Genomic DNA, 14315 nt, shown 5'->3' on the forward strand with positions numbered 1-14315 from the left:
GAAGTTCGCGATGGTCAAGGGCTGTTCGGGGGAGAACCGTCGAGAGTCCGGCGAGTGCGGCGAACAGTCCTCACTCGGCGGCAGGGAGGGGCGGCCAGTCGATCAGGGCAACGGTATAGTTCCTGAGGTCATCGGCCACATCAGGATCGGCCTTGAGCTGGTCCAATGTCCGCGGCGGGGGAAGCTGGCGACCGTCCGCGATCAGCTCCTGCGCATAGAGCGCGAGCGCCTCGGGCGCATTCTCCAGGGCTTCGTCGACATCGTCGCCGCCGGAGATGCAGCCGGGCAGGTCCGGAAACCACACGCCGACGATCTCGTCCGGATCGGCATCCTCGATGATGGCAACGTATTGAGCCATATCGGGCCTCACGCCCGCTGCACAAAACTGTCCACGACCTTCTTCTCGCCGGCCTTGTCGAAGGCGATGGTGAGCTTGTTACCGTCGATCTTGGTGACGCGGCCGTAGCCGAACTTCTGGTGGAAGACGCGGTCGGACAGCGAGAATTCCGAGGTGGTGCCGGTCGATTTGGCGACCAGCTCGCCCTCGATGGTCAGGGGACCGCGGCGGCGCGAGGAGAAGCTGCCGAAATCGGGGCCGGCCGATGAGGAGGATGAGAACGTCGCGGCTTCTTCCTCGAAGCCGCCGCTTCTGCCGCCGCCACGATTTCGGTTGGCCTGCGCGCGCTGCCAGCCCGGCGTCGAATAGCTGGAGCCGAACGCCTCCATGTCGTCGAAGCGCGAGGCGCCGTAGCCGCCGGTGCCGCCCCAGGCCGAGCCGCCCTTGGATTCCGTGATCTCGACATTGGCCGCCGGCAATTCGTCGAGGAAGCGCGACGGGATCGTGGTCGACCAGGTGCCGTGGATCCGCCGGTTGGTCGCGAAGTATATCTTTGCACGGCGGCGCGCGCGGGTGAGGCCGACATGGCCGAGCCTGCGCTCCTCCTCGAGGCCGGCGCGGCCCTGTTCGTCCAGCGTGCGCTGGCTCGGGAACAGGCCTTCCTCCCAGCCGGGCAGGAATACGTTGTCGAATTCGAGGCCCTTGGCCGAATGCAGCGTCATCAGCGACACCGCGTCGTCCTCGGCGCCGCCCTCGCGGTCCATCACCAGCGAGATGTGCTCCAGGAACCCTTGCAGGTTCTCGAACTCCTCCATCGAGCGCACCAGCTCTTTCAGGTTCTCCAGCCGGCCCGCGGCGTCCGCCGAGCGGTCCTTCTGCCACATCTCGGTATAGCCGCTCTCGTCGAGCACGATCTGGGCGAGGTCGGTATGCGCGGTGACCTCGCGCTGGGCGCGCCAGCGGTCGAACTGGGCGATGAGATCGCGAAGCGAGCCGCGCGCCTTCGGCTTCAGCTCGTCGGTCTCGACCACGGCGCGCGCCGCCTCGAACAGGGGAATGCGGCGCTTGCGGGCATGGTCGTGCAGCATCTGCACGGTGGCATCGCCCAGGCCGCGCTTGGGCGTATTGACGATGCGTTCGAAGGCGAGGTCGTCGGCCGGCGAATTGATGACGCGCAAATACGCCAGCGCGTCGCGGATTTCGGCGCGCTCGTAGAAGCGCGGGCCGCCGATGACGCGGTAGGGCAGGCCGAGCGTGACGAAGCGGTCTTCGAACTCGCGCATCTGGTAGGAGGCGCGCACCAGGATCGCGATCTCGTTGAGCTTCTCGCCCTGGCGCTGCAGCTGCTCGATCTCCTCGCCGATGCCGCGGGCTTCCTCTTCCGAATCCCAGGAGCCGGTCACCGTGACCTTCTCGCCTTCGACGTCTTCGGTGCGCAGGGTCTTGCCGAGCCGGCCTTCATTGTGCGCGATCAGATGCGAGGCAGCGGCGAGGATATGGCCGGTCGAGCGGTAGTTGCGCTCGAGGCGGATCACCTTGGCACCCGGGAAATCGTGCTCGAAGCGCAGGATGTTGTCGACCTCGGCGCCGCGCCAGCCATAGATCGACTGGTCGTCGTCGCCGACGCAGCAGATGTTTTTGACATGGGACTTCTCCCTCTCCCCGTCCTTCACGGGGAGAGGGTCGGGGTGAGGGGCTCTCTCCACGAGCTCAGTGCTCGGAGAGTCCCCCTCACCCGCAGCGCTTCGCGATGCGACCTCTCCCCGCAGGCGGGGAGAGGTGAAAGAAGGCGCCTGCGACAAGAGCCGCAGCCACAGATATTGCGCGACGTTGGTGTCCTGGTACTCGTCGACCAGGATGTATTTGAAGCGCTGCTGATACTGCCTGAGGATGTCAGGGTGCTCGCGGAAGATCCGGATGTTCTCCAGCAGGAGATCGCCGAAATCTGCCGCGTTCAGGATCTTCAACCGCTCCTGATAGCTCGCATAGAGCTTGCCGCCCTTGCCATTGGCGAAGACGGCGGCCTCGCCGGAGGGCACCTGCGACGGCATCAGGCCGCGGTTCTTCCAGCCGTCGATCAGGCCCGCCAGCATCCGTGCCGGCCAGCGCTTGTCGTCGATGTTCTCGGCCTGCAGCAGCTGCTTGAGCAGCCGGACCTGGTCGTCGACGTCGAGCACGGTGAAGTTCGACTTGAGCTGCGCCAGCTCGGCATGGAAGCGCAGAATGCGGCCGCCGATGGAGTGGAAGGTGCCGAGCCACGGCATGCCCTCGACGGCATGGCCGAGCATCTGGCCGAGCCGGTGCTTCATCTCGCGCGCGGCCTTGTTGGTGAAGGTCACCGACAGGATCTCGGCGGGGCGGGCGCGGCCCTGGCTCAGGATGTGGGCGATGCGCGTGGTCAGGACGCGGGTCTTGCCGGTGCCGGCGCCGGCCAGCACGAGAACCGGGCCGTCCAGCGTCTCCACGGCCTCACGCTGTTCGGGATTGAGCCCGGAGAGGTATTTCGGACCCACCGAGGCGCGCGCACGCGCGGCGATGCCGCCGGCTGCGGGCTGGTGGTCGGGGACATTCTGGGACGTGATCTTGCTCGGCTCGGTCATGCGAATCATTGGCCCCACGATGGCACCGCGGGGTGACGGAAGGGAGCCTTCTTAACAGGGATTGGTGCCTATATGGGGCGCCGGCGACAGGTTTTCCACGTGCGCGGCAGGCCGATTTGTTCCAGCGCCGGCCGCGAATTTCGCCCCTGCCGGGACCGGAACCATCGTTCCCGCGTCGAGATTGTCAGGACAGGTGGCGCGGCCAGCCGCGTCGATCGCAGACAACATCAAGACGAGGGTTTGACCATGCTAGGCTGGGTTGTGACGTTTCTGGTTATCGCACTGATCGCCGGCATCCTGGGCTTTGGCGGCATTGCCGGCGCTTCGATCGAGATCGCCAAGATCATCTTCTTCATCGCGATCGTTCTGTTCCTGGTCTCGGCCGTGGTCGGCCTCGCCCGCGGCCGCAACAGGATATAGCGCTCAGCGCTTTGAGGGCATCGCCACGCTGCGGCCGATGCCCTCAGGCCGCGACACGACGCCGTGGGCCTTGGTGATCCCGGCGATACGTTCGCGGATGTCGGGCGGAAACGGCGCGACGCGGCGTGCACTCATGTCCATATGCAGCGACATGTTCTCGGACGTCGCCGACAGCCAGCCCTCGCTTGCGTGCCGCATCTCCTCGAAGGTGTGCAGCCGCTTGTCGTCGGCCTCGAGCAGCCAGACGAAGACCTGCACGGGATCGCCGAGATGGATCTCGCGCAGATAGCGCACGTGGCATTCGGCGGTAAAGGTCGAGCCGCCGCGCTCCTTCATATAGCCCGGCCCGATGCCGATCTCGGCCCAGAGCTGGTCGATCGCCCGGTCGAACATCACGTTGTAATAGGCCATGTTGAGATGGCCGTTATAGTCGATCCATTGCGGCTCGATCTGCATGATCGAGGCGCGGAACGGTGCGGCGTCAGGCCTTGAGGCGGCAGTCTCCGGCATGTTTCCTTCCCAAGCTATGCGTCCGGTCGCTTGACTTGACCGGCTTTATGTCCTTTGCCACGGTTCTTCTTTCGGGAGGAATTCCGTGGGTACGACCATCACCAATAATCCGCCGCGGCCGGCGCCGAAAGCCCTCGCGAGCACGCTGGAGCAGCTTGCCGCACGCTTCGGCAACCGCCTCATCACCTCGCAGGCCGTGCGCGAGCAGCACGGCCATACCACCACATGGATCCCCAACCAGCCGCCGGATGGCGTGGTGATGGCGCAGGAGACCGCCGACATCCAGGACGTGGTGCGGATCTGCGCGAAAAACCGCGTGCCGGTCATTGCCTTTGGCACCGGCACCTCACTGGAGGGCCAGGTCAACGCGCCCGCGGGCGGCATCTCGATCGACCTGCGCGACATGAACAAGGTGCTGGCGGTGCATGCCGAGGACCTCGACTGCGTGATCCAGCCCGGCGTCACCCGCAAGGCACTGAACGAGCATCTGCGCGACCAGGGCCTGTTCTTCCCGATCGATCCCGGCGCGGATGCTTCGCTCGGCGGCATGGCCTCGACTCGCGCCTCCGGCACCAATGCGGTGCGCTACGGTACCATGCGCGACAGCGTGCTGGCGCTGAAAGTGGTGCGCGGCGACGGCGAGATCATCACCACGGGCACGCGCGCCAAGAAATCGTCCGCGGGCTACGACCTCACGCATCTGTTCGTCGGCGCCGAAGGCACGCTCGGCATCATCTCGGAATTGACCATTCGCCTGCGCGGCATCCCCGAGACCATCGCGGCGGGTGCGGTGTCGTTCGAGACCGTGCACGGGGCCTGTCAGGCCGTGATCCTGGCGATCCAGACCGGCATTCCCGTCGCGCGCATCGAGCTGCTCAATGCCGCGCAGGTGAAGGCCTGCAACGCCTATTCCAAGCTGACGCTGCCGGAGACGCCGCTGCTGCTGATGGAATTCCACGGTAGCGAGATCGAGGTCGGCGAGCAGTCCAAGGCATTCGGCGAGATCGCAAGGGAGTGCGGCGGCGGCGATTTCTCCTGGACCACCAAGCCGGAGGACCGCACGAAGCTCTGGCAGGCGCGGCACGACGCCTATTGGTCGGTGAAGGCGCTGCGGCCCGGCGACAGCATCGGCGTGGTCGCGACCGACGTCTGCGTCCCGATCTCGCGGCTCGCCGATTGTGTCAGCGAGACCGAGCAGGATCTCGAGCGCCTCAATTTGCTGTCGCCGATCGTCGGCCATGTCGGCGACGGAAATTTCCACTGCTCGCTGGTCTGCGATACCAATGATGCCGACGAGATGGCACGCGGCGAGGAGTTCATGCATCGCCTGGTCGAGCGCGCGCAGGCGATGGACGGCACCTGCACCGGCGAGCACGGCATCGGCCAGGGCAAGCAGAAATACCTCGAGGCGGAGCTCGGCCCCGAAGCGCTCGACGCGATGCGGGCGTTGAAGAAGGCGCTCGATCCGCTCAATATCCTCAACCCCGGCAAGATCGTCCCGGAAGCATAGCGCACAGTCCGCGCGATCCAGGCCGGCTGGATGCGGGAAGCCGTTCAGCGCGATTGTTCGGCGCTGGCGCAATAGATGCGGCCCGCGCGATGGGCGCGGGCCGGGGCGAGTTCATGCCGGATCGGCTCAATACCTGCGGTAGTCGCCGCGTGCCGGGCCGCCATAGCCACCGCCGTAGCCGCCGCGGCCCATGCCGATTCCGATCCCGATGCCGACACCCACGGCTGCGGGCGGGGGCGGCGGCGGGGCACGCTCGTAGACAACCACTTCGTCGGGCGGGGGCGGGCGGCGCGGCTTCGGCGGCGTCTCGACCACCTTGCGCTTCGGCGGGGTCTTGTCGACACGCTTCTTGATCGCGGGCGCGATGCTCGGATTGACCGGCGTTGCCGGCGTCGAGCACGGGCAGGTCGGCGCCATCGCGACCGCGACGGGCGTCGCCGCGGCGGCCACGGGCAAGGCGTAGTTGCGATTCTGCACGCGCAGCAGCAGCCGGCGCGCGGTTGCCGCGAGATCGCTGTTGTCCCAGTTCTGCAGATAGGCCTCGAACGAGGCGCGTGTGTTGATCGCGGTCGCGCGCTCCCAGGCCAGCATCTGCCGCCGCCGCTCGAGCACGGTGCGCAGGCGCGGCGTGCGGGCGTCCTGTGCGTAGAGTTCGATATAGGCCTGATAAGCGGGCACCGTGTCCTCGGTGATCACGAGTTCATAGGCGACCGGGGCCGTCTTGCCCTGCAATTCCTTGCGCCAGTCCTCGAGGCTGCGCGTGGCACTCGCAAGCGCCATTGAAGCTGCGCCTGGAAGGGCGGACGTCTGGGCGCTGCTCTCGCCGAAGAACCTGAAGTCCGTGGTCAGCGACGAGCTTTCCCAGGGGATCTGCCGGCCGTCGGTCGATTGCGCCACGGCGACGCGGATGCGCTTGAACACCTCCTCGATCGGCAAATTGGGCTGCTTGGCGATGGTCAGCGCAGCTGCGGTGTAGGGGCTGTCGATGCCGTTGCCGTCCTCGGCTTCGGCGCCGGGCGAGGTCGAATAGGAGATGAAGGAGCCGGGCGCGCCGGCCTTGGTGTCGACGATCGCGAGACCGTGGCCGGCGCCGCTGAGAGCGGGGAACGGATTGTTGCGGCAGGCATCGAGCATGAAGATGCGCGCCCGCGTCGGCAGCGCACCGAGCGTGTTGAGCAGGTCGTTCAGCCGCACGCCCTGAAGCGGAATGTCGGCCTCGCGCTTGGGGTCGAGATCAACCGGCACCAGATAATTCTCGCCGTCGATCTGCAGGCCATGGCCGGCATAGAACACCAGTGCGACGGTATCGGCGCCGCTGGCACCGACCTTGCCGGCGAAATCCGAGATCGTCGCGCGCATCTCGTTCTGCGAAAGGTTGGCCGCGGTGGTGACGGTGAAGCCCGCATTGCCGAGCAGCTCCGTCATGCCTTTGGCATCGTTGGCGGCGTTGGGCAGCTCCGGCACGGCGCGATAGGCGGATTGGCCGATCACCAGCGCAAGCCGCGTTTCGGCAGCGGCGCCGGTCGGCGTCATCAATTGCAGGAGCGCAAGAAGACCGGACGCAAGAAACAAATTGCAAAAGACTGGACGGCGCATGATGTCAACTCCATCGGCAATGCGCGCGATGATGTCACTATTTCTAGGTCTGTGCCATGACACTGTCTGTGCGCTGGCTCACGTTGGACGTGCGACAAAATCGGCAGTGGCTCTGCCCGAGCTGGCGCGCGTCCGGCCGTCCCCGTCACGGCAGTCCGCGGTCCCAGGGCGTCACCGGCGCAAAGCGCGCGGCGAGAAAGTCGATGAAGGCGCGCACCTTGGCCGGCGGACGGCGATCGGGCAGATAGACCGCATGCACGGCCGACGTCTGGATCTCTGGCTGGTCGAGCGGGAGCGCGACGAGCGCGCCTGAGCGCAAATCGTCGGCGATGATGAAGGTGGGTTGTCGCGCAAGGCCGAGGCCGGCCAGCGTCGCCGCGCGCAGCGCATCGCCATTGTTGGCACGCAAGGTGCCGCTGACCTGAACGCGGATCTCGCCCTCGACGCCGAACAGCCATTCCGCCGCGCTCGCCTGCTGCGAAAGCGTATAGCCGAGGCAATTGTGCCGGGCGAGGTCGGCGACGGTGCGGGGTGTGCCGTGCCTGGCAAGATAGGAAGGTGCGGCACAGACCACGAGGCGGTTCGGCGCGAGCTTTCGGGCCACCATGCTGGAGTCGCGCAAGCTGCCGATGCGGATCGCGAGGTCCCAGCCTTCCTCGGCGAGGTCGACGAGGCGATCGTTGAGACCGAGCTCGACGGTGACCTCGGGATGGACAGCCGAGAACTCCGCGATTGCAGGCGCAATCTGCCTCGTACCGAACACGACGGGGACGTTGACCCGCAGCAGCCCGCGCGGCTCGACGCGTTCACGCGAGATCGCCGAGTCGGCGGCCTCCATGTCGGCGAGAATGCGCTCGGCGGATTCCAGATAGCTCCGTCCGGCTTCGGTGATGGAGAGCCGCCGCGTGGTGCGGTGGAACAGTTTTGTGCCGAGCCGCGCCTCCAGCGAGGCGATATGCTTGGTCACCATGGTCTGCGACAGCCTCATGGCCCGGGCCGCGCCGGAGAGGCTGCCGGCCGCGGCAACCTTCGCGAAGACCTCCAGGCTGGTCAGGCGGTCGAGCAAGCCGATCTCACTCTGTTGGTGTGAAGTATACTTCGAAAATACCAGATTATCACCGATATGAGAATAGATCATCTTGAGGCGCAAAGGAGACCGCGATGATCGATTCCCGTACCGCCCCTTACGCCGCGCTGGTGCTGCGCGTGACCCTGGGCGCGTTGTTCCTGGCCCATGCCAGCCTGAAGCTGTTCGTGTTCACGCCGGCTGGTACCGCAAAGTTCTTCGGTAGCCTCGGCTTTCCGCCCGAGCTCGCCTATCTCATTATGACCGTGGAAGTGCTCAGCGGTGTCGCGCTGATCCTCGGCGTCTGGACCCGCTATGCGGCGCTGGCAGGAATCCCAATCCTGCTCGGCGCAATCTTCACGGTGCACGGCGCGGCCGGCTTTTTCTTCACCAATCCCAAGGGCGGCTGGGAATTTCCCGCCTTCTGGGCAATCGCGCTCGCAGCGCAGGCCCTGCTCGGCGACGGCGCCTACGCGCTGCGTCCCTCGCGCGATGTCGCCGCGGCGGGGGGCCAGCTCAGCGGCGCGCATTCGCGCTGACATAACTGCGTTCGCTCAAATGTTGCCAGCCGTGGGATCACGATCTCGGCTTTCCTTCGTCGTCTGCCTCCATGAACCACCTGCCAGACGTCGTCTGACAGGTGGTTCATGGAGAGGGCCCGCCAACGGCGGGCGTCTCGAAGGATGGCAACGGGCGAAATCACTCCATATGCGGTTGCCCTGCCTTGTGGAGAAGGGAACGCACCTCGGTCGGTGCGCTTGCGGAGCCTCAATCTCACTCGGGCCTACAGCCGGTCCACCGCCCTGAACGTCCCGTCCTTCTGGATCACCGTCAGGAACACCTTCGGCGGCGCGTCGATCATGCGCGGGCCGACGGTGACGATGGTGCCGCTGATGTCGAAACGGCCGATATCGTTGATGGTGCGCAATAGGCTCGCGCGCGTCGGCTGCGGTCCGGCCCTTTCCAGCGCCGCGGCCGCGAGGCGACCGGAGATATAGCCTTCGAGCGACACGAAGTCCGGTGTCAGCGTCGGATCGAACGCCTGCTGCGCCCTCTGGTAGTCGGCGACGAGCTTGAGCGAGCGGTCCCAGGGAAAAGGCACGACCTGCGAGACGACGACGCCTTCGCCGTCCGGGCCAAGCTCCCCGGCGAGCGCGTTGGCGCCGACGAAGGAGACGTTGACGAAGGTCGGAGAGAAGCCGCTGCGGCGCGCGAGCTTGATGAATTCCGCGCACGGGCCGTAGGTCCCGACCATGACGACGGCTTCGGGCTCGGCGCGCTTGATCATCCGCAAGGCCGAGGCGACCGCGCGGGTGTTGCGCTCGAAAGTGCCCTCGGCGGCGAGTTCGAGGCCGCGCCTCGCAAGCGCCCGCTTGACGCCGAGGAGGCCGTCGCGGCCGAACGAATCGTCCTGGTAGAAGATGCCGACGCGGGTGAAGCGGCGATCCTCGGTGAGGTGCTTGACCCAGGCCTCGGCCTCCGCGCCGTAGCTCGCGCGGATGTTGACGACGTTGGGAAGCTCGAGGTCACGGAGAAATTCGGCGCCGGTGAAGGGACCGATGAAGGGAATGTTCCTGGTGCTGGTGATCGGAATTGTCGCGATGGCGGTCGGCGTGCCGACCGCGCCGATCAGCGCGAACACCTTGTCGTCCTTGATCAGGCGCAGCGTCTGCGTCACCGAACGATCGGGGTCGTAGCCGTCATCGCGGCTGATGAGCTGGAGCTTGCGGCCGTGGACGCCGCCCTTGGCGTTGATCTCGGTGAAGGCCGCGACGATGCCTTGCCGCATGCGCTGTCCGAGCGCGGAGGAGGGGCCCTCGAGCGCGGCCGCCTGACCGAACAGGATCGCGTCCTCGCCGACGCCGACTTCGTCGCCTTTGGCGGAAAGCGTCGCTGCGGCCAACAATGCGATGGTCAAGCCGACGTAGGTCGCGAACGGCGATCGTGACATGAGGATGCTTGCCGAATACAGGACGGGTTGCGGAGACGATAAATCCTGCGGGCTGAACAGGACGCTAATTTGTGCCGGGGCGACGGTCCGTAAGACTCCGGGCAAAATCGGCAAGTTACTGCCACTCTGCCGGAACTTTCTGGGCAATCGTTAACTAAGCCGCGCGATGCGCGTCGGTGCGGTTTGCGAAATTGGGCAGTTCTTAACCCCGATCCTGGTCCGATAGTCGCGCCGGCGGCTCAACCAGAAGTTCGTGCCGCCGTACCGATGGGGACTTGCAGATCAAGATGGGCGGTCGCGATCAGAACGATCAGGATCGGAGGCATATGAGCGGATGGTGGCGTGCCGCGCCGCTGCTCGGCCTTTATCGCCCTGCGCTCGTGGCGGTCGGCATCGGCCTGCTGTTCTCGATCGTGGGTGCTGCCGCCGTGGCGCGGTGGGAGGATCGCGTCAACCGGGGCGAGTTCGAGAACGCGGCCGAGACCCAGTCGATCGTCATGCAGAATGGCATGAACGAGTATATCTCACGGCTTCTCGCGCTGCGCACGCTGTTCGAATCGACCAGTGACGAAGTCACTCGCAGCGAATTCGAGACCTTCAGCGCCCGCCTGTTCGAGCGCCATCCCGGCATGCTGCGCCTTGCCTGGTTGCCGCGCGTCAACAGCAAGGAGCGCGCCGAGTACGAGGCCGCGGCGATCGCCGACGGCGTGTCCGGCTATCGGATCAAGTCGCTGCAGGGTGAGAGATTCGTCACCGCGACACAGGGCGACGAATATTTTCCGGTGTTCTACTCGACTCAGCCGAAGACCTCGTCGGTCTACGGCATGGACTACGCGACCGTTCCGGAGCGCCGGGCGCTGCTGCAGCGCGCGCGCGACAACGATCGCGTCGCAGCCATTCGCACGCGCCTCTTCGAGCCGAAGCAGGGGGGCAGCCGGGTGCCCGACGTTCTCGTCGCCATTCCCGTCTACGCCAAGGGCACGTCGCGCGAGGAGATCGCGGACCGGCGCCGCAATCTCGCCGGTTTCGTCGTCGGCATCTTCGACCTGCCGCTGCTGATCCAGTCCATTCGCGTGACCACCGGAGCAAGCCCGGCAGTCAGCATGAACGTCTACCCGCCCTTCGCGGCGCAGGTCGCCAACGAAGAGGAAGCGCTGCCGGACTACTCGTCGGCCGCCACCGCGCCGCATTCGATGCGGGACATCGCACAGGCCGTGCACTGGTCGGGCACTCTCAAGATCGGCGATACCGACTGGCAGGTGCGGGCGGTTCCAACCGCCGGCGGTCCGCTGGCGACGACTTACGATCGCGCGGGCGCGGTGCTGATCGTCGGCATGCTGCTGACGATGTCGCTGTCGACCTATCTGATGCTCGCGAGCCGCAATTCGCGGCGGCTGTCGCAGGCGAACCGGCGGGTGCTCGAACTCGCCCAGACCGACATACTCACCGGACTGCCGAACCGCGCCTATTTCCTCACCCGGCTCGACGAGATGCACCGGCAATCCGGCGTGACGGGTCCGCCCTTCGCGATCCTGATGCTCGACCTCGACCGCTTCAAGAACGTCAACGACTCCCTCGGCCACGCAGCCGGCGATGCGTTGCTGCGTCAGGTGGCGCAGCGGTTGAAATCCGCGATGCGCGCGAACGACGTGCTGGCGCGGCTCGGCGGCGACGAATTCGCCATCATCCAGGAAGCCTGCGAGGACCAGCGTGCCTGCTCGACCGAGTTGGCGGCGCAGATCGCCAAGCTCGTGAGCAAACCTTTCCTGCTGCCGGGACACCGCGTCGAGATCGGCACCAGCATCGGCATCGCGATCTCGCCGGATCACGGCAGCGATCAGGAGCAGCTCCTGAAGAAAGCCGATCTTGCGCTTTATCGTTCGAAATCGGCGGGCCGCAACTGCTTCACCATCTACGACGAGGCGATGTCGGCCGAGCTGGAGGCCCGCAACACGCTGGAAGGAGATCTGCGCGATGCCATCGCACAGTGCCAGCTGGAGGTGCACTACCAGCCGTTCGTCGACGCCCTCAGCGGCGTACGGCGCGGCTTCGAGGCGCTGGTGCGCTGGCGGCATCCGACGCGCGGGCTGATCCCGCCGGACCAGTTCATCTCGCTTGCGGAAGAGACCGGCCTGATCGTGCCGCTCGGTGAATTCGTGCTGCGGCGCGCCTGCGCTGACGCCGCCGGCTGGCCTTCCGATCTCATGGTCGCCGTCAACTTGTCGCCGATCCAGTTCAAGGAGGCCGAGCTGTTCGACATGATCTGCGCGGCGCTCGCCGATTCCGGCCTGCCGCCGCAGAGGCTGGAGATCGAGATCACGGAATCCGTGCTGCTGGAGCGCGCGGTCGAGAACCACGCCTTCATGGAGCGGCTGAAGAGCATCGGGATCGAGCTGGCGCTCGACGATTTCGGCACCGGCTATTCGTCGCTCAGCTACCTGACCGCGTTCCCGTTCGACAAGATCAAGATCGACAAGTCGTTCATCCGCAACCTCACGCATCAGCCGCGCAGCTCCGCCATCATCTCCGCGATCGTGACACTGGCGCGCGGGCTGGACATGTCGGTCACGGCCGAGGGCGTCGAGACGTGCGAAGAGTTCGAGCGGCTGAAGGTGCTCGGCGTCAATTTTGCGCAAGGCTATCTGTTGGGCAGGCCGCAACCGATCGAAGGGATCCAGTTCGACGAGCAGGCCAAGCCGTCGCGGCGCGACGCCGCCTGAACGCGGCTCGACGAGGCGTGGATGGCCGGGACGATGCCCGGATCGGACGCTGCGGAAGCCCTGTCCTCGCCCAGCGGGCATGCGCGAAAAGCGCTTGACCAGAGCATCCCCGGATGATCCGAAGGAACGTCTAGGGATGAAACAAGCACAACATGCGGCTTCCGTTCTTCTACGGCTGGGTGGTGGTCGCCGTGACCTTCGTCACCATGGCCATCGGCGTCAACGCGCGTACCGCCTTCTCGTTGTTCTTTCCGCCCATCATCTCCGAGTTCGGCTGGGAGCGCGGCGTCACGGCGGGCGCCTTCTCCTTCGGCTTCGTGGTGTCGGGCGTGGTCAGCCCGCTGATCGGCCGCCTGATGGATCGCGCCGGTCCGCGCGCGGTGATGGAGCTCGGCGTCGTGCTGATGGGCGGCGGGCTGCTGCTGGCACCGCTGACCAGCGCGCCGTGGCATCTCTATGTCACCATCGGCGTCATGGTCGGTGCCGGCTCGGTGTGCCTCGGCTATTCCGGCCAGTCGCTGTTCCTGCCGAACTGGTTCATCCGCAAGCGCGGCTTCGCCATCGGCATCGCTTTCGCCGGCGTCGGCATCGGCTCGGTGACGCTGCTGCCATGGGTGCAGCACATGATCGAGCAGACCGGCTGGCGCACCGCCTGCACGGCGATGGGCCTGCTCATCCTGGTGGTGCTGGCGCCGATAAATCTGCTCTTGCACAAGCGCCCGCAGGACATCGGCCTTGAGCCGGACGGCGACGCCGCCCCGGCGCCGGGCGCGGCCCAACCGGTCTCCAACATCGTCGATCCCGTCTGGGTCAGTACCGACTGGACGCTGAAACGCGCCGTCGCGACCGCGCGTTTCTGGTGGATCGCGCTCGGCTATTTCTGCGGCCTTTACATCTGGTACGCGGTGCAGGTGCATCAGACCAAATTCCTGCTCGACATCGGCTTCAGCGCCAATGTTGCGGTGTGGGCACTCGGCATCGTCAGCCTGCTCGGAATTCCCGGCCAGATCCTGCTCGGCCATGTCTCTGACCGGATCGGGCGGGAATGGGTGTGGGCGATCAGCTGCGCGGGCTTTGCGATCTGTTTTGCGGCGCTGATGGCGTTGAAGTTCCAGCCGTCGCTGTGGCTGGTTTACCTGATGGTCCTCACGCAAGGCGCGCTCGGCTACGGACTCACCTCGATCATGGGGGCGGTGGTGTTCGAGATTTTCCAGGGCCGGCACCAGGGCAGCATCTTCGGCACGATCATGCTGGCGGCGCTGGCCGGTGGTGCGGCAGGACCGTGGGTGACGGGCTTCCTCTATGATCGTGCCGGCGACTACACGCTTGCCTTTGCCATCGCGATCGTCATGAGCGGATTGTCGGCGCTCTCGATCTGGCGGGCCGCGCCGCGCAATGTGCGGGCCGTCGCCGGCCGGCTGCACAAGCTCCCCGGCGGTATTGCGAGGTAGGTTGTCTCAAGCATCGGATTGTTCGTTTCGTCTTCGGAGAACGTTAAGCATATCGCGTCTTGGCCTGACGCCATGGCGCCGCAAGAACGTCTTGGACACCATCGGAGCGCTAGCGTCCGCTCAGTGCCACTTCTTCCCGATGCCGTCCGGTTCC

At 66.0% G+C, this 14315-nt stretch carries 11 protein-coding genes; 5 read left to right on the forward strand and 6 right to left on the reverse strand.

The annotated features are described in order from the left end of the window. Positions 1-70: 70 nt before the first annotated feature. Together EDE08_RS16060 and EDE08_RS16065 are read right to left on the reverse strand one after the other, a co-directional pair. Positions 71-358, reverse strand: coding sequence for a type II toxin-antitoxin system HicB family antitoxin (locus EDE08_RS16060; protein WP_131869765.1), 288 nt, complete (start codon positions 356-358; stop codon positions 71-73). 8 nt (positions 359-366) lie between these two features. Continuing rightward, positions 367-2946 carry an ATP-dependent helicase gene (locus EDE08_RS16065; RefSeq protein ID WP_131869766.1) on the reverse strand — a complete coding sequence of 860 codons (2580 nt, stop codon included), beginning with the start codon at positions 2944-2946 and terminating at the stop codon, positions 367-369. Between the two features lie 237 nt (positions 2947-3183). Here EDE08_RS16065 and EDE08_RS16070 point away from each other — a divergent pair, with 237 nt between their 5' ends. Next, the gene (locus EDE08_RS16070) at positions 3184-3357 is read left to right on the forward strand and encodes a DUF1328 domain-containing protein (protein WP_131869767.1); all 174 of its coding nucleotides are present in this window, start codon (positions 3184-3186) and stop codon (positions 3355-3357) included. Positions 3358-3360: 3 nt separating this feature from the next. On the opposite strand, the gene EDE08_RS16075 is transcribed toward EDE08_RS16070, so the two are convergent. After that, positions 3361-3867 (reverse strand): thioesterase family protein, encoded by a 507-nt coding sequence (locus EDE08_RS16075; RefSeq protein ID WP_131869768.1) that lies wholly within the window; start codon positions 3865-3867, stop codon positions 3361-3363. A gap of 85 nt (positions 3868-3952) precedes the next feature. On the opposite strand from EDE08_RS16075, the gene EDE08_RS16080 reads away from it, so the two are divergent. Beyond that, complete coding sequence (locus EDE08_RS16080; RefSeq protein ID WP_131869769.1) at positions 3953-5377, forward strand: FAD-binding oxidoreductase; 1425 nt, start codon at positions 3953-3955, stop codon at positions 5375-5377. A gap of 126 nt (positions 5378-5503) precedes the next feature. Here the strand turns inward: EDE08_RS16080 and EDE08_RS16085 are convergent, their stop codons facing one another. Next, a complete protein-coding gene (locus EDE08_RS16085) occupies positions 5504-6973 on the reverse strand; it encodes a caspase family protein (protein ID WP_131869770.1) in 1470 nt (489 codons plus the stop codon). Positions 6974-7118: 145 nt separating this feature from the next. After that, positions 7119-8039 (reverse strand): LysR family transcriptional regulator, encoded by a 921-nt coding sequence (locus EDE08_RS16090; protein ID WP_131869771.1) that lies wholly within the window; start codon positions 8037-8039, stop codon positions 7119-7121. A gap of 95 nt (positions 8040-8134) precedes the next feature. On the opposite strand from EDE08_RS16090, the gene EDE08_RS16095 reads away from it, so the two are divergent. Beyond that, the gene (locus EDE08_RS16095) at positions 8135-8578 is read left to right on the forward strand and encodes a DoxX family protein (protein ID WP_061877608.1); all 444 of its coding nucleotides are present in this window, start codon (positions 8135-8137) and stop codon (positions 8576-8578) included. Between the two features lie 245 nt (positions 8579-8823). On the opposite strand, the gene EDE08_RS16100 is transcribed toward EDE08_RS16095, so the two are convergent. Further along, the gene (locus EDE08_RS16100; RefSeq protein ID WP_131869772.1) at positions 8824-9990 is read right to left on the reverse strand and encodes an ABC transporter substrate-binding protein; all 1167 of its coding nucleotides are present in this window, start codon (positions 9988-9990) and stop codon (positions 8824-8826) included. A gap of 326 nt (positions 9991-10316) precedes the next feature. Between EDE08_RS16100 and EDE08_RS16105 the strand changes: the two genes are divergently transcribed. Together EDE08_RS16105 and EDE08_RS16110 are read left to right on the forward strand one after the other, a co-directional pair. Beyond that, on the forward strand, positions 10317-12710 hold the full coding sequence (locus EDE08_RS16105; RefSeq protein WP_165935935.1) for a bifunctional diguanylate cyclase/phosphodiesterase: 2394 nt from the start codon (positions 10317-10319) through the stop codon (positions 12708-12710). Positions 12711-12862: 152 nt separating this feature from the next. Further along, positions 12863-14161 (forward strand): MFS transporter, encoded by a 1299-nt coding sequence (locus EDE08_RS16110; protein ID WP_131869774.1) that lies wholly within the window; start codon positions 12863-12865, stop codon positions 14159-14161. Positions 14162-14315: the final 154 nt, after the last annotated feature.

This window comes from Bradyrhizobium sp. R2.2-H, from assembly GCF_004346455.1.
In the GTDB taxonomy this organism is placed as follows: Bacteria; Pseudomonadota; Alphaproteobacteria; order Rhizobiales; family Xanthobacteraceae; genus Bradyrhizobium; species Bradyrhizobium diversitatis.

Excerpts from the sequence above, each read along its gene's own strand:
- EDE08_RS16075 (WP_131869768.1), bottom strand. The coding sequence starts at position 3,867 with ATGCCGGAGACTGCCGCCTCAAGGCCTGACGCCGCACCGTTCCGCGCC.
- EDE08_RS16110 (WP_131869774.1), top strand. The coding sequence starts at position 12,863 with ATGCGGCTTCCGTTCTTCTACGGCTGGGTGGTGGTCGCCGTGACCTTC.
- EDE08_RS16100 (WP_131869772.1), bottom strand. The coding sequence starts at position 9,990 with ATGTCACGATCGCCGTTCGCGACCTACGTCGGCTTGACCATCGCATTG.
- EDE08_RS16105 (WP_165935935.1), top strand. The coding sequence starts at position 10,317 with ATGAGCGGATGGTGGCGTGCCGCGCCGCTGCTCGGCCTTTATCGCCCT.
- EDE08_RS16065 (WP_131869766.1), bottom strand. The coding sequence starts at position 2,946 with ATGATTCGCATGACCGAGCCGAGCAAGATCACGTCCCAGAATGTCCCC.
- EDE08_RS16095 (WP_061877608.1), top strand. The coding sequence starts at position 8,135 with ATGATCGATTCCCGTACCGCCCCTTACGCCGCGCTGGTGCTGCGCGTG.
- EDE08_RS16085 (WP_131869770.1), bottom strand. The coding sequence starts at position 6,973 with ATGCGCCGTCCAGTCTTTTGCAATTTGTTTCTTGCGTCCGGTCTTCTT.
- EDE08_RS16070 (WP_131869767.1), top strand. The coding sequence starts at position 3,184 with ATGCTAGGCTGGGTTGTGACGTTTCTGGTTATCGCACTGATCGCCGGC.
- EDE08_RS16060 (WP_131869765.1), bottom strand. The coding sequence starts at position 358 with ATGGCTCAATACGTTGCCATCATCGAGGATGCCGATCCGGACGAGATC.